The sequence below is a fragment of the Stutzerimonas stutzeri genome (assembly GCF_009789555.1).
Taxonomy (GTDB): Bacteria; Pseudomonadota; Gammaproteobacteria; order Pseudomonadales; family Pseudomonadaceae; genus Stutzerimonas; species Stutzerimonas stutzeri_R.
This window is the reverse complement of sequence record NZ_CP046902.1, coordinates 3,697,711-3,716,394: the sequence shown is the minus strand read 5'-3', so window position 1 is coordinate 3,716,394 and position 18,684 is coordinate 3,697,711. Positions and strand designations below refer to the sequence as shown.

At 60.8% G+C, this 18,684-nt stretch carries 14 protein-coding genes; 4 read left to right on the top strand and 10 right to left on the bottom strand.

What is annotated here, in order from left to right; genetic code table 11:
• Positions 1-185 precede the first annotated feature (185 nt).
• The 9 genes from GQA94_RS17035 to GQA94_RS16995 all read right to left on the bottom strand — a co-directional run bounded on the left by GQA94_RS17035 (position 186) and on the right by GQA94_RS16995 (position 11,251).
• Complete coding sequence (locus tag GQA94_RS17035; protein WP_158189127.1) at positions 186-1,100, bottom strand: GDP-mannose 4,6-dehydratase; 915 nt, start codon at positions 1,098-1,100, stop codon at positions 186-188.
• A 267-nt stretch (positions 1,101-1,367) separates the two neighbouring features.
• Positions 1,368-2,399, bottom strand: a complete 1,032-nt coding sequence (gene gmd, locus GQA94_RS17030) for a GDP-mannose 4,6-dehydratase (protein WP_158189126.1) — start codon at positions 2,397-2,399, stop codon at positions 1,368-1,370.
• Between the two features lie 163 nt (positions 2,400-2,562).
• Positions 2,563-3,297, bottom strand: a complete 735-nt coding sequence (locus GQA94_RS17025; protein WP_423835444.1) for a WecB/TagA/CpsF family glycosyltransferase — start codon at positions 3,295-3,297, stop codon at positions 2,563-2,565.
• Between the two features lie 16 nt (positions 3,298-3,313).
• Positions 3,314-4,198, bottom strand: a complete 885-nt coding sequence (locus GQA94_RS17020) for a glycosyltransferase family 2 protein (RefSeq protein WP_158189124.1) — start codon at positions 4,196-4,198, stop codon at positions 3,314-3,316.
• Positions 4,158-5,414: a hypothetical protein gene (locus GQA94_RS17015; protein WP_158189123.1), complete on the bottom strand. Its 1,257-nt coding sequence runs from the start codon at positions 5,412-5,414 to the stop codon at positions 4,158-4,160. The genes GQA94_RS17020 and GQA94_RS17015 overlap by 41 nt, the downstream gene beginning before the upstream one ends.
• 339 nt (positions 5,415-5,753) lie before the next feature.
• Complete coding sequence (locus GQA94_RS17010) at positions 5,754-6,815, bottom strand: glycoside hydrolase family 5 protein (RefSeq protein ID WP_158189122.1); 1,062 nt, start codon at positions 6,813-6,815, stop codon at positions 5,754-5,756.
• 178 nt (positions 6,816-6,993) lie between these two features.
• A complete protein-coding gene (locus tag GQA94_RS17005) occupies positions 6,994-9,204 on the bottom strand; it encodes a polysaccharide biosynthesis tyrosine autokinase (protein WP_158189121.1) in 2,211 nt (736 codons plus the stop codon).
• Between the two features lie 15 nt (positions 9,205-9,219).
• On the bottom strand, positions 9,220-9,657 hold the full coding sequence (locus GQA94_RS17000) for a low molecular weight protein-tyrosine-phosphatase (protein WP_158189120.1): 438 nt from the start codon (positions 9,655-9,657) through the stop codon (positions 9,220-9,222).
• A 157-nt stretch (positions 9,658-9,814) separates the two neighbouring features.
• Positions 9,815-11,251 carry an undecaprenyl-phosphate glucose phosphotransferase gene (locus GQA94_RS16995; RefSeq protein ID WP_158189119.1) on the bottom strand — a complete coding sequence of 479 codons (1,437 nt, stop codon included), beginning with the start codon at positions 11,249-11,251 and terminating at the stop codon, positions 9,815-9,817.
• 370 nt (positions 11,252-11,621) lie between these two features.
• Between GQA94_RS16995 and yegS the strand changes: the two genes are divergently transcribed.
• From yegS to GQA94_RS16980, 3 genes are all read left to right on the top strand, one after another.
• Complete coding sequence (gene yegS / locus GQA94_RS16990; RefSeq protein ID WP_158189118.1) at positions 11,622-12,551, top strand: lipid kinase YegS; 930 nt, start codon at positions 11,622-11,624, stop codon at positions 12,549-12,551.
• A 118-nt stretch (positions 12,552-12,669) separates the two neighbouring features.
• Complete coding sequence (locus GQA94_RS16985; protein ID WP_158189117.1) at positions 12,670-13,602, top strand: chemotaxis protein CheV; 933 nt, start codon at positions 12,670-12,672, stop codon at positions 13,600-13,602.
• Positions 13,603-13,628: 26 nt separating this feature from the next.
• Positions 13,629-14,432 carry an MOSC domain-containing protein gene (locus tag GQA94_RS16980; protein WP_158189116.1) on the top strand — a complete coding sequence of 268 codons (804 nt, stop codon included), beginning with the start codon at positions 13,629-13,631 and terminating at the stop codon, positions 14,430-14,432.
• A 92-nt stretch (positions 14,433-14,524) separates the two neighbouring features.
• On the opposite strand, the gene GQA94_RS16975 is transcribed toward GQA94_RS16980, so the two are convergent.
• Positions 14,525-16,453: a transglycosylase SLT domain-containing protein gene (locus GQA94_RS16975; RefSeq protein WP_158189115.1), complete on the bottom strand. Its 1,929-nt coding sequence runs from the start codon at positions 16,451-16,453 to the stop codon at positions 14,525-14,527.
• A 281-nt stretch (positions 16,454-16,734) separates the two neighbouring features.
• On the opposite strand from GQA94_RS16975, the gene GQA94_RS16970 reads away from it, so the two are divergent.
• Entirely contained in the window at positions 16,735-18,645 is a 1,911-nt protein-coding gene (locus tag GQA94_RS16970) for an ATP-binding cassette domain-containing protein (RefSeq protein WP_158189114.1), read from the top strand.
• The last annotated feature ends 39 nt before the right edge of the window (positions 18,646-18,684 follow it).

Genomic DNA, 18,684 nt, shown 5'->3' with positions numbered 1-18,684 from the left:
GGGGCGGGTATTAAAGGCTTGGCGAGAGCTGCCGCAGTTCGGCACGCATGCCACCGAAAGGTGCCGCCAAGCGCCCAGGCCTGCCCCTGCGGATCTGGTCGCTTCTCTGAAGTGGGGTGATACCGGGTGGCGGACATGCAGTCGCGATATCCCCCCGCGTCATCGTGCGCTGTGGGAAGCCGCTGTCAGTGGCCCGATGGGGCTTCGATCATCCAGCGCAACGTATCTTTCAGTTCGATCCGGGGCAGGTCGCCGATGAGGGCGTCGAGCTTGGTCCGGCATCCAAACAGATTTTTCACGTCGGCGCTGCGCACGAACGCAGGATTGACCCGGACTTCCAGGCGATGGTCGGATAGGGCCGCGGCCTGCTCGAGGACGTATTGCAGCGTGTAGGCGGAACCTGAGCAGATGTTCACCGTTTCGCCTATCGCCGCCGGGGTTTCGAGCAGTCGGCGGTATGCTTGTACGACCTGGCGAACGTCGCAGAAGTCGCGGGCGATATCGAGGTTGCCCAGTTCGATGACCGCCGCGCGGCGACGGGTGTGCGCGACGATCTTGGGAATCAGAAATTGCTCAGCCTGACCGACGCCGGTGTAGTTGAACGGACGCGTGATGATCAGTGGCAGGCGTCCGTCATACAGCCTGGCGAGGAATTCCATCGCGGCTTTGCTCACGGCGTAATCATTGGCCGGAGCGAAAGGAGACGATTCGTCCAGCACGCCTTCGGTCGCATTGCCGTAGACATTCGCACTGCTGGCCAGGAGTACGCCTTCCAGGCCCGATGCGGTCGTGCGCAGGGCTTCGAGCAGGTGGCGCGTGCCCAGAAGATTGGCGTTGTAGATGGCATCCGCGTCGGCATGAGCGACAAAGGACACCGCAGCCAGATGGACCACGTACGTAGGACGTATCTCCGCCAGCAGGATCTTCAATGTCTCGGCATCGTTCAGCGAGCAGCAATGTATCGCTGAAACGGCCACCGGCAGATCGCCCGTCGGTTGGCGGTAGCTGAGGCCATGAACTTCGTAACCGTGGGCGGCGAGTTCCTCTGCCATGTAGCGGCCGGTAAACCCGGTAACGCCGGTAATCAGCACTTTACGCATGATCTTCCCGATAGGATGAATTCCAATTTCTGCCAAGCGGTATATGCCCGGTATAGGCATGGGGTGTTGCGTCCCTGTTACGGTCGGCTGGCCGGTCACTTGGTGCGTTCGAACGTAGCCTGTCGCCTGTGTCGATGAACTCATGAGCCGTCGCGCCCTCGGGCGAGGAGGGCTCGGCAGCGGCACGTCCTGTGCCGGATCGAAGGAGCGCGCCGACATCGGCACGGGGCATTGGCGCGGCTCCCTCGATCGTCGAATCGATCCGTGTTAGAACGAAAAGCCTCGCTGATTGCGGCGCATATCGGCATCCACCATCATGCGGCACAGTTGCTCGAGCGAGGTCTTGGGTTCCCAGCCCAGCACGTCCTTGGCCTTCTGCGGGTCGCCGATCAGCAGATCGACTTCGGCCGGGCGATAGAACTTCGGATTGACCCGCATGACGACCTTGCCCGTGGCCGTGTCGATGGCCTGTTCCTGCTCGCCGGAGCCTTCCCATCGAAGCTCGGTATCGACAGCCTTGAAGGCCAGGGTGACGAAGTCACGCACGGTTTCGGTACGGTTGGTCGCCAGGACGAATACGTCGGGTTCGTCGGCCTGCAGCATGCGCCACATGCCCTCGACATACTCCTTGGCGAAGCCCCAGTCACGCTTCGCGTCGATGTTGCCCAGTTCGAGCACATCCAGTTGGCCCAGTTTGATCTTGGCCACCGAATCGGTGATCTTGCGGGTCACGAATTCGCGACCGCGCAGGGGCGATTCATGGTTGAACAGGATGCCGCTGCACCCGAAGATGTCGTAGGACTCCCGGTAGTTGATGGTCATCCAGTGCGCGTACAGCTTCGCCACGCCATAGGGACTGCGCGGGTAGAAGGGCGTGGTTTCGACCTGTGGAATGGCCTGGACCTTGCCGAACATCTCCGAGGTGGAGGCCTGGTAATAGCGAATCTTCGGGTTGACGATGCGAATGGCTTCGAGCAGGTTCACCGCGCCCGCGCCGGTGATGTCCAGCGTGGTCAGCGGTTGCTCGAACGACACCCCTACGAAGCTTTGAGCGGCCAGGTTGTACACCTCGGTTGCGCCGGTGCTCTCCAGCAGCCGAATGCTGGAAGACAGGTCGGTGAGGTCATACTCGACGAGATGCAGGTTGGGATGCTTGTCGATGCCCAGCTCTTCGATTCGCCAGAAGTTCACCGAACTGGTACGGCGGAAGGTGCCATATACCGTATAGCCCTTTTCCAGCAGAAGCTCTGCCAGGTAGGCGCCGTCTTGTCCGGTGATACCCGTGATGATCGCGTTCATTTTCTTCCCTGTATGAGGTTAGGTTTTGAAGTTTGCTTTGTGCGGCACTCCCATCCGACCGATACCGGATGGGAAGCGACGCGTCGTTCGATAACCGGATTCGGTTACCTGGGCCTGCCAGCTGAACGATGATCAGCCGGGCCGATGCCACGGTTCATAGCAATCAGGATTCCTGTTTGGCCGGGCTGGCCTTTTGTCTGGAATTCTTTTCTCGAACGAACGCGGGCACGATGTACATCGCATCGATCAGATAGCGTTTGGCCAGTCGGCGAGGTTCCATGCACATGCGATGGAGCCACTCGAGCTTGTATTCGCGCATCCATTTCGGCGCGCGCTTGATGGTGCCGGTCGCGAACGAAATCGAAGCGCCAATGCAAAAACCCATGCCGGTGCGTTCTTGCGGCTGGGTCGCTGCGGCGAGGATCTCGCCACGCGGCGTGCCGACTGCGTACAGCACCAGTTCCGATGGGTTTTCACGAACGAACTGCAGGCAGCGCTGCACTTGCTCGGGATGCTTGATGAACCCCATCGGCGGGTTGTAGTGATACAGGACGATGCCGGGATAAAGGGCGCGGAGCTTGTCGGCTTCGGTCTGTAACGAGCCGATCAGCACTACGCGCAGGCGATCCCTGTCAGCCCACTTGAGAATGTCCAGGGTGAGGTCGCTGCCGGGGATGACTTCATCCAGATGCACGCCCAGACGGCCGAGCAGCGACAGCAGGATGCGGCTGTCGCAAAGCCGCCAGCGCGCTTTAGCGTAGGCATCGCGAAGCGCCTCGTCATGTTCGAGTTGAACCAGATGATCGACATTCGGCGTTACCACGAATGAATAGGGTTGCTTGACGCACTCACGGATGGAGGTCAATAACGTTTTCTTGGTGCCAGAATAGAAATCTATCCCGAACGCAGTAGTATCACTTGACACTCATTGCTACTCCCTTGAAGGCGCCCTTGATACCCGACCAGGCGAGGGTGGGGTTTCTGTATTCCTTTATCGTCGTCACGGCCGACAGCAGGAATGCCGAAGTAAGAGCAAAGACCGGTCCATAGAATCGCTTGTTGAAGCGCGTTGCCGCGCGGTTGCGGTAGTAGTGGTAAAAGGCCGAGCGGTTGCCCAGGCTGAGCGAGCCGTAGTGGTACAGGCGGCTTTGCGGTATGACCTTGATGGAGATGCCGTAGCGCCTGGCGCGGTACTGCCAGTCCACCTCTTCGAAATACATGAAATAGCTTTCATCCATCAGCCCGATTTCTTCAGTCAGCGCGGCGGAAAACGCGAGGCTGCAGCCCATGATGTAGTCAGGTACATGCTGGTGTTCCTGTTGCTGCAACGCCTCGATGCTCTGGTTCTTGCCGAGCAGTCGGGCCTTGCCCAGGATCGGATATAGCTTGCCGCCGCCATAGCATTCCAGCCGCCCGGTATCGGCGCTGAGCACGAGCGAACCGACGAACTGGCGATCGTCACGCTGCAACGCCTCGAGCAGCGGCGAGAAGGCATCGCTGTCGACGTAGGTATCGTTATTGACGACCCAGAAATAGTCCGGCTTGAGATTGGCCATCGCCCAGCGCAGGCCGTAGTTGTTGCCTCCGGCATAACCGTTGTTTTCCGGATTGCACAGCAATGTCACCTTCGAAGTCGGCTTCTCGTCCAGCCACTGCTGGAAGGCAGCGGCTGACCCGTCCTGGGAGTCGTTGTCGACGATGACGATATGGTCGATCGTCGGGCAGAACGTGAGCAAACTTTCTGCGCAGCTGATGGTTTCAGTAGCAGCTTTGTAGTTGAGAATAAGTGCGACGTTCATGTACTCGTTCCTTGCTGCGAAGATGGCGTGCGCGTAAAGCGTGTATGACGAAAAGCATGGCGACGATCGGTTGCGCATATTCGAACAGGCCACTGAGCGGCCATATCACGAAGAGCGCCAGCATGACCGCGTAGTTGAAACTCATGTCCGGGTTGATGTTGCGAGCGATGCGCTGATAGATGAAAAGCGACATTGGCACCAGCAGGAACGTCAGAAACCCGAAGCGAAACATGGTTCCGATGATGCCCACGTCGGAGAGGAAAAAATGCTCGCCGAAATAGGGAATGAAGCCGTCCTGCCACATCAGCGACAGCGAGCCGTTGGGTAGCCAGTTGACCAGCTCCAGATGATTGAAGATGGCGCTGATCGTATAAGGGCGCACGCCGTCGTCGACGTCGCCCTCAAGGCTGTTCTGGTAGAACTCGATATTCAATCCCAGCGTTTCGAGCAGTTCGGGATAGAAAAAGAAGGGCGACAGAATCACACACAGGGATGCGGCCCACACGACCGCCTTGGCCCTGAGGCAAAACAGCGTGAAGGCCAGGCACAGCACGATGAGCTGTCGGGTCTGCGTTGCGAAAACCAGCGTCAGCAGCAGAATCGCAGCGATGATCAGGTAAAGGTTGCGCTGCCTCGTTTCGCCGTTGATCGGCGACTTGCCTTTCGCCCAGATCTGGATGCAATAGAAATAGGCAAAGCAGATCAGGAAAGGGCCGATGGATGACCGATCCGGGCGGTCCCAGGCTGTCTGTTCTTCGCGCCAGTCCGGCAGCATTCCAAACTTGAAACACCAGGACAGGAATACAGCCAGCAGGGCGGCATATATCAGCCCGTGCTCGAATTGACGTGTGGTCAGTTTTTTCGCGAGCAATATAAGTGGCACGAAACCGAAGGCGAACAGAATCCTTCGCTCTTCGATCAGGCCGTAGACGATCGGTTGGCCGAAGGTGTAGTACGAGAATATTGCCGGCAGCAGCGTAAATACCAGGACGCTATAAAGCGCATAGTACATGAGCACGCGCAGCTCTCGGGACGCATCCTCCGCAGCGGCGAGAACCAGCAGCAATGCGGTGCCCAGGCACACCGCCAGATACGCTTCGTTGAGAAACTTGATTCCGATGGGGTTGTGCGTGCTGTCACCGAACACGGAGAAATGCAGGACGAACGCCAATACGGTCAACGGCAAATAAAATAATTTCGAGCTGATGTTTGTCATCACCTGAGTCCTTAGGTGCTTTTCCATGGTCCAGATCAACTACGCCGCAACAAACTCAAGCCGTTCAACATTGCCCTTGCGATGCTTCCAAGCGTCGTCATGTGTCGCTGCGGGGCGTCGATTCAACCCCGACAGCGCGTCGCTAACCAGACGCATTGGATAACCGCGGGTCATTCGAGTTCCGCTCGGATTAACCCGCTGATCCTCGGTCGAAAGTTTGGACAACCAGTTGGGGGTTGGGTTGCGTGCGAGTGCCGGGTTTCGCCAAAAATTTCTGACTGCGATCGCCGCTCCACCGGCGCCCGTTCGGGCGGCGCTGGCCAGGGCAGACGACATGGCTCATGGGCGCGGCGTCGGTCCGTATTGCGTACAGTCGTTGGCGATGTGCTTTTGCAGGACATCCATCTGCGGCCTGTCCTTGCCGTCGATGGGCTCGATGGCCAGCACGTACTTGCCCCAGCCGGGACCGCCCGCCCAATAGGCGCTGGGAATGCAGTGTTCGTTGAGGTAGCCCAGCATATTGTCCATCGCGACCAGCATCGACTCGGAGTGTCCCGGCACACCGTATTCACCCACGAATCCCTTCAGGTTGTGCTCCTGCAACCACTCGACGAATGGCCGGACACGCTCTACACCGAGCATCGGATCGACCGTTTCGTCGCGGGCATAACGTCCGGAGAAATCCTTGTCGAAATACAAGTGCCCCTCGTAGACCAGTTTGCCCGCGGGATCTTCGATGAGAAAATCCTCATTCACGTAGCGCCAGTGGAAGGTGCTGGCCCATCGATCGCCTTCGACGAAGATCAGGGTGTTCATGTCTACCTGGCGGATCGCATCGACGGCTGCCTGGGCCGCCGCGGGCCACAAGCCGTCAGTAGAGTGGGGCTCGTTCATGATGTCGTAGCCCAGCAGCGCCGGATGGTCCTTGAACGTCTGGGCCAGCTTGCGCCAGACATTGGCATAGGCCTCGTAGGGCACCTGCTTCGACCCGATCAGCTTGCCCTTGTAGCGCGCGTAGTTGTGCATATCCAGGATGACCTTCTGGTCATGCTGGGCGGCGTAATCGAGCGTCCTTCGCAGCAGGCGGATCTGGTCGAAATTCAAACCCTTGTGCAGGTCGTGCTGGAGTCGTTCCCAGATGAAGGGAAAACGAATCAGTCGAATATTCTTCTGCGCGTAGTACTGAAAGTATTTCTTTTCCGGATAGAAGTAGTTGGTGCCTACTTTTCCAGGCGTGATATGGGGGGCGAAATTGGCGCCGGACATATTGATACCGATCAGATCGATACCTGCGCTCTTTTCGCTGGGCTGGGCCTGGGCGATCGTTACGCAGCCGGCCAACAGCAGAGCGGCCACCCGCCGTATCGCGCCGAAAGAGGGCGACTGAAAGAGACCTGCCATGTGTTCTACCTTGATCGTCGAGTGAGCCACCTGGCCGCTACGCGGTCTTGCCTGCGCAGCTCGGCAACCGGTGCGGGCCGTTCGCCTGGCGAGGCGGGCGAACGGAGCGAATGGGTCGATGCGGGCCAATGGATGGCGAGCGATGTTCGTGTCCGGCATGCGGGCATGCCGGGTGCACTTACTTGCTCTGATAGTCGTACTGGTAGTAGCCGTACTCGCTGTAGTTCGATGCCTTGCGAACCACGGCGTTGAAGATCACGCCCTTGACCAGAAGTCCGTTCTGTTCGAGGCGGCGCTTGGCTACCTCGATTTCCTTCACGCCGTTCAGGCCATAGCGGGTCACCATCAGTGTGGTGCCTGCCTGGCTGCCGACCAGGGCGGCATCGGTGACCGCGAGGATCGGCGGCGTATCGAAGATCACCATGTCGTACATGCTGCTGATTTCCTTGACGAAGCGAGAGAAGTTCTCGTGCATCAGCAGTTCGGACGGGTTCGGCGGCAACTGACCGTGAGCGATCACGTGCAGGTTGTTAAGCTGGGTCTTCTGGATGGCGTCGAACAGCGTGATGCGGCCGGACAGGATGTCCGAAAGGCCCTTCTCGCCCTGACAACGCATGACCTTGTGCAGATAGCCCTTGCGCATGTCAGCGTCGACCAGCAGCACCTTCTTGCCCGATTGCGCGATTACGGCCGCCAGGTTGCTGGTGACGAACGACTTGCCGACGGCGGGGCTGGGGCCGGTGATCATCAGGATGTTGTTCTTGGCCTCGATCATGGCGAAGTGCAGGCTGGTGCGCAGGCTGCGCATGGCCTCGGTCGCCAGGTCAGCCGGATCGTTGATCGACAGCAGATAAGAGGCGCTGCTCTTGTCACGCTTGAAGTTGGCCAGGCGCTTTTCCAGCATCCCTTGCTTCTCGCTGAAGGGGATGGCGGCGTACACCGGGATGCCGGCACGTTCGATTTCTTCCGGGTTCTCCACGCCACGCTTGAGTGCTTCGCGGACATAGACGAAGGCGATGGCGAGCAGCCCACCGAGCAGCGTGGCGGCAATGACAATCAGTGGCTTGTTCGGCTTGACCGGATCATCGATGTCGGCATCGGCGTGGTCGACGATATGCACGTTGCCCACGGTACCGGCGCGGATGATGTCCAGCTCCTGCGTCTTGTTCAGCAGCATCGAGTAGGTTTCCGACGACACCTCGACGTCCCGGGTCAGGCGCAGCAGCTCCTGCTGGGTGGAGGGGAGGGTGCCGATCTGCTTCTCGAGTTCGGTCTTCTGCGTCTGCAGTTGGTTGATCTGGTTCATCAGCGCCTGGAAGTTCGGATGCTGACGGGTGAAGCGGCGCTCCATCTCGGTGCGCTTGAGGTTCTGCTCGGAGATCTGCTTTTCAAGGTCCACAATGCGATCGAGAACCGACTGGGTCTCGGCCGAAATGTCGACCGAGCGGTTACCGGTCTGGTATTTGTTCAGCGCCGTCTGCGCGGCATCGAGCTTCTTGCGAACCTCCGGCACCTGCTCGCTGAGGAACTCGAGGCTCTGCGTCGCTTCGGCGGCGTTGCGGGCGACGTTCTGGTTGACGTAGCGCTGCGCCACTTCTTCCAGCACCTCGATGGCCTTGTCCGGATCGGTGCCTTCCAGGGTGACGTTGATGATACCGGACTGCTTGCCCAGCTCACCGGCGGAAAGGCGGTTGCGGTAATCCTCGGTGGTGGCGTAGGTGCGGTTCTTGATGACGGTGAACGTGGTGCCTGGGCGCGCATTGAGTTCCATGACGGTAATGCCGTAGTCCGGCGTTTCGACCGGCTCGCCAACCACGCCCTGGGCGACGACTTCACCGTCGGGGTCGCGCAGGATAAAACCGTTGTTCTCGGCCGCCTCCAGGGTCAGCTCTTCGCCATGCATGGCGTCCGGTACGATCAACTGCGTCACACGCAAGGATTCTCCGCCCCACGCGTAGGATTCGAAGCCGTCCGGGTACCAGCCCAGTTCGCCTTCCTCGGTAGGTTCGAAGCGGCGATACATGAAGCCGCCGATCAGCGGGAAATGGTGGGGTTCGATGATGATATCGAGGTTCAGTGCTTCCACCGCGCCGCCGACGACGGAGCGTGACTTGAGCAGCGCGATCTCGGTCTGTGCCGGCGACACCGCGGGCGCGTTGCCCACGACATCGGTGAGGCTGGGCAGGCCGTTCTTCGGCTCGATCTGGATCATGGCGCTGGCCAGGTAGACCGGTGTCGAAAGCAGCGCGTAAGCGACACCCAGCGCGGCAAAGAAGCCGGTAATGGTCAGGATCAGGGCACGGTTGTTGATGAGCGTGTCAAAGAGGTGGGCCAGGTCAATGTCCTTGTCCTCTTTGGTTTCATAGATTGGGCGCGGCATGGTGGTCATTGAAGTTCCTTCTTCTTATTTCAGATAGGGAAGCCAGCTTTCGACGGATTGCGTCAGAAGACTGTGAACATGTTCGAATGCGGGCTTGGATTGACGAAAGGGATCGGGAATCTCCATGTCGTCCAGCCATTTGCCCATCAGGAATGTCTTGCCATGTACCTCAGGCGCTATCTGGCGGATGTGCTGGACGTGGCTCTGCTCCATGGTGAGGATCAGGTCAGCCTGGTGCAGCATTTCGCTGTCGACCTGCCGAGCACGGTGGGCCCTGTGTTCCAGGCCGTGGTCCGCAAGCACCTCATGTGCGGTTTTGTCCATTGGGTTGCCTACTAGTGCACCTATGCCTGCCGAGCTGATCGTCAGGCCTTTTCCCTGGAGTCTGTGTGTGAGCAACGCTTCGGCCGCCGGGCTTCTGCAGATATTGCCGACACAGACGATCAATATGTTCTGGAACATGCTGCTTAGCCTCTGAGCCCTGGATTCATGGGCGGGTGGGCATGCGCGTCACAGAACGCAAATCTGATATTGGCTCGCTTCATTAGTTCAATCTTCCTGCGTGTGCTCGTGCACGGGCTGGTGGTCGCCGTGGTGAGGCTGTCAATGCGAGCGGCAGTCAGTAGACGTCCTTGTTGAGCAGCAGAGCGGGGATGGTCCGAGCGAGGATGTATATGTCGAACCAGACCGACCAGCGCTCGATGTAATCCAGGTCGTACTCGACGCGCTTTTCGATCTTTTCCAGGGTATCGGTCTCGCCGCGGTAGCCATTGATCTGCGCCCAGCCGGTGATACCCGGCTTGACGCGATGGCGCGCGGAATATTCCGAGACGGCGTCTTCGAACAAGACGCCCGCAGCCTTGGTGGCGGTCGCGTGGGGGCGTGGGCCGACCATCGACATGCTGCCCAGGAACACATTGAGCAGCTGCGGCAGTTCGTCGAGGCTGGTTTTGCGAATGAAGCGGCCGACCCGGGTGATGCGGTCGTCGTCACGGGTGGTCTGGCGTTCAGCGTTCGCATCGGACTTGGCGTGGTACATCGAGCGGAACTTGTACACCTCGATCAACCGATTGTTGTAGCCGTAACGCTTCTGCTTGAACAGAATCGGGCCGGGAGAATCCAGCTTGATCGCCAGCGCCAGCAGCAGCATCACGGGGGCGGCGGCCAGCAGCGCCAGGCTGGACAGAACGATGTCCTCGATGCGCTTGAACATGGGCGACCAGCCGCGCAACGGCAAATCGGAAGCGATCAGTGTCGGCAGGCCGCCCACCTCGGTGATGCGCTTGTTGGCATGGCGGAAGGCAACCATGTCCGGCACCAGCAGCACGTTGACCGGTAGCTTGCGCAACTCGTTGATCACCTGCCCGATGCGGCTGTCGGCGAACCAGGGCAGCGCGACCAGCACCTGGGTGACCTTTTCTTCGCGGATCATCTGTTCCAGGTCGCGTGTGTTGCCCAGCAGTGGCAGGTCGGCCAGGGTCTTGGGCAGGCGCTCCAGGCGGTCATCGATGAAGCCAAGCACACCGGTACGGATGTCGCGGTGATGAGCCAGGTATTCGGCGACGCGCAGGCCGTTGTCGGTACCGCCGAGGATCACCGCGTTCTGCAGGTATACGCCCTTGGCCATCAGCCGGCGGAACAGTGCAAGCATCATCAGCCGTTCGGCGCCAAACAGTACGCCACTGGTGATGAACCAGAACGTCAGGTGCTTGGCTTCCAGGTAGCTGAACATGCCGAGTCCCTGGTGCATGAAGACCAGCAGGCTGAACGCCGCGGCCCAGGCCACCAGCATCGTGCGAAAGCGCAGCAGGGTGCTGAACACTTCCTCGCTGTAGATGCCGACCGATTGGAAGATCACTACGCTGATCACACCGAAGAACATCAGGAAGGTGCTGAAGGTTCCACCACCTACCGGCAATTCGAGCGGCAGGAACAGCAACAACAGGACGCCCGGCAACACCGCGGTCAACCCGTGAATCAGGCGAACGCTGGCGAGAAAATAATCAACGAAACTGGGGTGGGCGTACTCAAGGGTTCCAACGGACTGTAAGCGCATACAAGGCTCCTTCCTACGGCTATTGCTAGCTCAATACTCGTTTTGATCGCCGCGATCCGCGGTTCTGATGGCAGGCCGCTATCGCAACCCTTCACCTGGACATGTGCTCCGACCGCCTTGCTGGAAATGAGTTCACCGACCGGACGCAAAGTACTAAGCAGACAGGAAGGATCAGAAGGTGCATCTAACCATCTGATAAATATGATTAAAATTTTTCAGCCTGCTGATTTGACGCGTTTTTCCAGCGCCCGCGTCTGACCGATGGTCGCTGCCAGGCGTTTGCCGGCTTAACCCGCTTTCGGTGGGTCTGGCACAACTTCCTGCAACCGGACGGGTCTTATCTGCGGGCCTCGAAACGGAAGCGATCAGCATGAATGAACCCAAGGCGTTACTTGTCCTGCATGGCAAGCAGGCCCTCAACGACGAACTGCGCGAGGCTGTCAACGAATGGCGCCAACTGGGGAACGAACTGGCCGTAAGAGTGACCTGGGAGGCCGGTGACACCGAGCGCCTGGTGCACGAAGCGCTTGCCGCGGGCTACCGAACGCTGGTTGCCGGCGGCGGCGACGGCACCGTGCGCGAAATGACGCGCGCCCTGATCGACAGTGGGTGCGATGCCAGCCTGGCGATAGTGCCGCTGGGTACCGCCAACGATTTCGCCCGCGCCGCCGAGATACCGCTTGCCCCGTTCGAGGCGCTGACCTTGCTCGAGCGCGAGCCGGTGAGGGTTGACGTCGGCGAAATGAACGGCGAGACCTTCCTCAACATGGCGACCGGTGGCTTCGGCTCCAAAGTGACCGCAACGACTTCCGAGGAGCTGAAGCGGGTCCTGGGCGGCAGCGCGTACCTGCTGACCGGCTTGTCGCGTTTCAACGAACTGCGCGCGGCATGGGGACGTTTCGCGGGGCCTGACTTCACCTGGGAAGGCGATTTCCTCGCATTGGGCATTGGCAATGGCCGCCAGTCAGGCGGTGGCCAGCAGCTCTGCCCGCAGGCATCGATCGATGACGGGCTGCTCGATGTCTGTATCGTCCCGGCGCCGGCCGATACGGTGGGGACGCTGGGCACGCTGCTCAGTGGCGGGTTGCTTGGCATCGACACCGTTTCGGTCACCGCGCGCGTGCCGTGGCTCGAAGTCGAGGCGCCGGATGAAATCGATATCAACCTCGACGGCGAACCCAAGGCGGCGAATCGCATGCGTTTTTCGGTGAAGCGTCGGGCCCTGCGACTGCACCTGCCCGAAGACTCTCCGTTGCTGCGCCATGAGCCGCTGCAGCGTGGCAACCACGCGTCAGCCTGATGCGCCGGGCCGCCGGTCGGCACGCGGCCTGACACGCACAAATACTTGTGCGCGCGGATAAAGCACGGACGGCTGCGGCCGATAGCCCGGCATGTCCCGTATTCGCAAGGAGCCCGCAATGGCCGGCATTCTAGAGTCAGTCGATCAACGCACCCGATTGGTGGGGCAGAATCGTCTGGAAATCCTCATGTTCCGGCTTTCCGGCCGCCAGCAGTTCGCGATCAACGTGTTCAAGGTGCAGGAGGTCGTGCAACTGCCGAAGATGACCCTCATGCCGCATCGCCACGGTTCCGTCTGCGGGGTGGTCAATCTGCGTGGCCAGACGTTGCCGGTGATCGATCTGTCGCGCGCCATAGGCCTGCGCCCGCTGGTGCCGGATGAGCGCAGCACCATTATCGTGACGGAATACAACCGATCGATTCAGGCGTTTCTGGTTGGCGGCGTCGAGCGCATCCTCAACCTCAACTGGGAAGAGGTGCTGCCGCCGCCGACCACGGCCGGGCGCCAGCATTACCTCACCGCGATCACCAAGGTCGAGGACAGGCTGGTCGAGGTAATCGATGTGGAAAAAGTGCTGGCCGAGATCGTCCCGTACAACACCAGCATTGCCCCTGAACGCCTGGCAGATCCGCTGTTGGAGCGTGCCAGGGGCCGCGAGGTCCTCTGTGTGGATGACTCGACGGTTGCCCTGGCGCAACTGCGCGAGACCCTGAGCCAGCTCGGCATCACGGTGCATGCGGCCAGTGACGGACTCAAAGGGCTGAACCGGCTCAGGGCGTGGGCCGATGCCGGCGAGGTGCTCACCGATCGCCTGCTGATGGTGTTCACCGACGCTGAAATGCCGGAGATGGATGGCTACCGGCTGACCACCGAGATCCGCAACGACCCGCGGCTACGTGACCTGCATGTCGTGCTGCACACTTCGCTTTCCGGAAGCTTCAACCTGGCGATGGTGCAAAAAGTCGGTTGTGACAACTTCCTTTCCAAGTTCCAGCCGGAGAAACTGGTGGACGTCGTCCGCGAACGTCTGTTGCTGGACGAAACGCGCTGACCTGTCCATCCGATCGAGGCACCTGCATGCACCTTTGCGCGCTGTACCGTTTTCCACTCAAGTCCGGTTCCGCTGAATGGCTCGATGAGGGGCGATGCGATGAACTGGGTCTGGGCGGCGACCGTCGCTGGATGGTCGTCGATGCCGCGACAGGGAAATTTCTCACGCAACGGGTATTGCCGCGCATGGCCTTGCTGGACGCACGGTGGCAGGCAGACGAGGCAGTGCTGCTCGACGCGCCGGGCATGGAAACGTTGCGGGTGGCGGTTCCCGGGTCGGATAACCCCAGCCGGGGTGTGTCGATCTGGCGCCAAAGCCTGCAGGCGCCCGATGCGGGTGATGCCGCGGCGGCCTGGCTGACACGCGTGCTCGAACGACCGTGCCGGCTCGTGCATCTGCCGACTGCCCAGGGCATCCAGATCGACCAGGATTATGCGCGTCCTGGAGAGAGAACCGGATTCACCGACGGATTTCCGTTTCTGCTGATCGGCCAGCGGTCGCTCGACGATCTGTCAGCGCGCGTGGGGCAGTTGCTTGACGTACGTCGATTCCGGCCGAACCTGCTGATTGCCGGCGCCGCGCCCTACGCCGAGGATGGCTGGCGGCGTATCCGCATCGGCGAGATGGAATTTCGCGTGGTCAAGCCCTGTTCGCGTTGCATCATTCCGACCATCGATCCACTCGACGGCAAGCTGAACCCGAGCCGCGAACCCTTGGCCACGCTTATGAAATACCGCAAGGGCGACGGCGGCGTGTTCTTCGGCCAGAACCTTATCGCCGAGGGTGCCGGTGTGCTGAAGGTAGGCATGTCGGTCGAAGTACTCGAGTAGCCCGCTGACCGACGGATAGGGCAGCAACCCGCGGTACATGCCGCGGGCGCCGCCGTCTCGAACCCCGAGGAATTCGAGCGGCACGGCAGGCATCATTGCCCGTCGAAGTAGCGCTCATGCCATTCGACCAGGGGTTGCGGTGCGTTGAGCTTCTGCCCATAGATCACCGAGTAGGTCAGCACGTTCTGAACGTACTGGCGAGTCTCATCGAATGGGATGTTTTCGACCCAGACGTCGAACGGCAGGTGTTCGGCATTCTTCAACCACTGTCGAACCCGCCCGGGTCCGGCGTTGTAAGCCGCGGACGCCAGCACCCGATTGCCCTTGAACTGCCCGTAGATCTGGCTGAGATAGGCGGTCCCCAGCTGGATGTTGACGCTGGGATTGAGCACTTGCTGAGGGGACGACAGCGGGATGCCGAAGCGCTTGGCGGTTTCCTTCGCAGTGGCCGGCATCAACTGCATGAGGCCCGTGGCCCCGACGTGCGAGCGGGCATCGGCCATGAAGGCACTTTCCTGGCGAGTAATCGCGAACGCCCAGCTCGGGTGAATTTCCCGTGCCTTCGCCGCGTTCACCAGGCTGCTGCGATGGGCCATCGGGAAGCGGATGTCCAGATCGTCCCAGTACTTGGCCTGGCTGATGGTGCGGATGGCCGGGAAATACCACTCCATCTCGTAGGCCAGCCGCGCCTGGGCGACCAGCTCGTCGCGGCTGAACAGGCGGCTGACGTGGTACCACTCGCGGCGCCCGTCGACGATCTGGCCTCGGGCATGGAATTCCATCGCGCGGCGGATGCCCGCGGTGTTGCGGACTTTCTGCGTCACCTTCGGGTCCAGCGCGAGCGGCTGATGGTTGAGCGTGTAGGGCGCCTGGATGCGGTCGGCCGACAGGAAGCCATAAAAGTCTCGTTCGCTGGCTACCGGCCGGTAGAGCAGGGCGGCCTGCTCATCGTTGGGTTTCGCCAGCTCCAGGCTGCGCGCCTTCCAGTAACGCCAGCGGTTGCTGTTGGCCAGTTCCTCCGGAAACCGTTGGGTCAGTGCGTGGGCATCGTCCCAGCGTCCCAGACGCAACAGCAGGCGCGCGCGCCATTCGCTGACCGTATCGTCGCGCAGCTCAGGGTCGTATTCGGCCATGACTTTAAGTGCGCGCGCATCGAAGCGCTTGGCCAGGGTCAGGCCGATCTGGCGGGCGATTGCGACCTTTTCGTCGGTCGAGAAAGACATACGCCTGGCATAGCTGTCGAGCAGGCCGAGGGCCTTTTCGGGGTCCGTGCGCGCGAGCCGGCGCAGGCCGATCGAGACGATATCGCCCATGGCTTCGCTGGCCGGCATGAAGCGGCTTGTCTGGTCCAGCATCTGTGGTTTCTGCGCGACATCGACCAGCAACTCGCCCTGCGATTTGAGCGTCGGCAGGCTCTTGACCAGGAAGCTGGCAAGGCCGTAGTTGCCGCCCTCGACCGCCAGTTTGGTGCGCTGCCAGCGTAATTGTTCGGTGAGCTGCCCGGCGCCTTCCCAGCGTTCGAATAGCGAATCGCAGGCGTTGTGCTGCGATTTTCCGACCAGCCAGAGCCGTTTGGCGGTCTCGTAGCCTTGCTTCGTCTGACCGCTGGCGAGCTGATACTGGCCGAACAGGCAGTCCAGTTCGGCGAAGTTCATCTTCGGGTCGTAATGGGCGACGAAGGGCTGCCAGTCGCCACGGGCCGCCAGCAACCGGAGCCAGCGCAGTTTCATCCAACTGGCCTGGGGCAGGTCGCCGTGTTCGGCCAGAAACTTTTCGACCTCCTCGTTGCTGGCCGTTTTCAGCCGTGCAGTCAGGTCGTCGTAGGCCAGGTAGGGTTCGAGCGGATAATCGCGAAGCGCACTGGCGTAGCGCCGATAGGGGCCGCTGTCTCCCTTGGCCAGCGCCCGCTTGGCTTCGTCGAAATACTGCCGTTGCTGCTGAAGGCTGGCGGCGTGGGCGGTTTCGAGGCTGATGGCAGTGAACAGAAGGCAAAAACAGATACTGGAGAGTCGACTGCGCATGAGACTTCCGAAAACGGGGGCATGGAGATGGCGCGGCTAGCTTAGCTCGGCCAGGCAGGCAGTTAAACGAGGATTAATCGCTTGAAACAATCAAAGCGGAAGGTTCCGACGAAGTGTTGCTCGCCCGTCGTGCCGCAGCAGGCAGGGCCAGCAGGCGATCGATGTCTGGAGCGGTCTGGCTGGCAGTCGGAGCGCATGCATGACAGGGGGGATGCGCTCGGTGGCGCCCGTCCGGTCGGCGCGTTCTGCTAGACTGCGCGCCCAGTTTTCCGGAGATCGCCATGACCCTGCTCAAATTGACCAATGTGTCCCTCGCCTATGGCAACAATCCATTGCTCGATGGCGTGTCCTGGCAGATTGCTCGAGGTGAGCGGGTGTGCATCATCGGCCGTAACGGTACGGGCAAGTCCAGCATGCTGAGCGTGGTCAAGGGCAGCCAACTGCCGGACGATGGCGAGATCTGGCGCGCGCCTGGCCTGAAGATCGGCGAACTGCCGCAGGAGCTGCCGCGCGCCGATGAACGCACGGTGTTCGACGTGGTAGCCGAAGGCCTGTCGGGCGTCGGCCAATTGCTCGCTGAATACCATCACCTTAGCCAGAACATCCACAACGAAGCCGACCTGGACAAGCTGATGCATGTCCAGCAGGCGCTCGAAGCGAAGGACGGCTGGCGACTCCAGCAACTGGTCGATAGCACACTGAGCCGTTTGCAATTGCCGGCCGACAAGACCCTGGCCGAGCTTTCCGGTGGCTGGAGGCGGCGCGTCCTGCTGGCCCAGGCGCTGGTGTCCGAGCCCGATCTGCTGTTGCTGGACGAGCCCACGAACCACCTGGACATCGGTGCGATCGCGTGGCTGGAAGAAGCCTTGACGGGCTTCAACGGTGCGGTCCTGTTCATTACCCACGACCGTGCGTTCCTGCAGAATCTGGCGACGCGCATCCTGGAACTGGATCGGGGCCACATGATCGACTGGAACGGCGACTACGCCAGCTTCCTGGTGCACAAGGAACAGCAACTGGCGGCCGAAGAGACAGCCAATGCGCTGTTCGACAAGAAGCTCGCGCAGGAAGAAGTGTGGATTCGCCAGGGCATCAAGGCCCGTCGTACCCGTAACGAAGGGCGCGTTCGCGCGCTCAAGGCGTTGCGTGCCGAGCGCCGCGAGCGCCGTGAGCACCAGGGCAAGGCCAACATCCAGGTCGAGGCGGCGGAGAAGTCCGGCAAACAGGTGATCGTCGTCGAGCGGGCGAGCTTCGCCCATCCGGGTGGCGAGCCGCTGATCCGAGATTTCTCGATGGTGCTGCAGCGTGGCGATCGGATCGGGCTGCTCGGTGCCAACGGAACCGGCAAGACCACCCTGCTCAAACTGCTGCTTGGCGACCTGCAGCCCACCAGCGGTAGCGTCGAAGCCGGGACGCGCCTGGAAGTGGCGTATTTCGACCAGTTGCGTCACCAGTTGGAGCTGGAGAAGACCGTCATCGACAATGTCGCCGAGGGGCGCGACTTCATTACCATCGATGGCCAGAATCGCCATGTACTCAGTTACCTCGGCGATTTCCTGTTCAGCCCGCAACGCGCCCGAACGCCGGTAAAGGCGCTGTCTGGCGGAGAGCGGGCACGCCTCTTGCTCGCCAAGCTGTTCAGCAAGCCGGCCAACCTGTTGGTCCTCGACGAGCCCACCAACGACCTGGACGTCGAAACCCTCGAGTTGCTGGAGGAGGTTCTGCTCGGCTTCCAGGGCACCGTGCTGATGGTCAGCCACGACCGGGCATTCCTGGATAACGTGGTCACCAGCACGCTGGTGTTCGAGGGCAACGGGGTCGTTCGCGAATATGTCGGTGGCTATCAGGATTGGCTGCGCCAGGGTGGATCGGCCAGATTGCTAGGCGTCGCCGATGCGAAGGACTCGAAAGAGGCGAAGGGCGAAGCCTCGCAGGGCACGCCCGCGCCATCAGCTGCCGAGCCCGCGCAGGCAAAGAAGAAGCTCAGCTACAAGGTGCAGCGGGAACTGGAAGCGTTACCGGGAAAAATAGACGCAGTCGAAAAAAACATCGCTGCGTTGCAAGCCGAAATTGCGCAGCCGGCGTTCTATCAGCAGACTGCAGAGCGTACTGGCGAAACGATATCTCGTCTCGAGGCGTTGCAACAGGAACTCGACGATTTGCTGGAGCGCTGGGCCGAACTGGAAGGCTGATGCCATCGATGCCATGGAGCAGCCCTCGATGTCCCCATG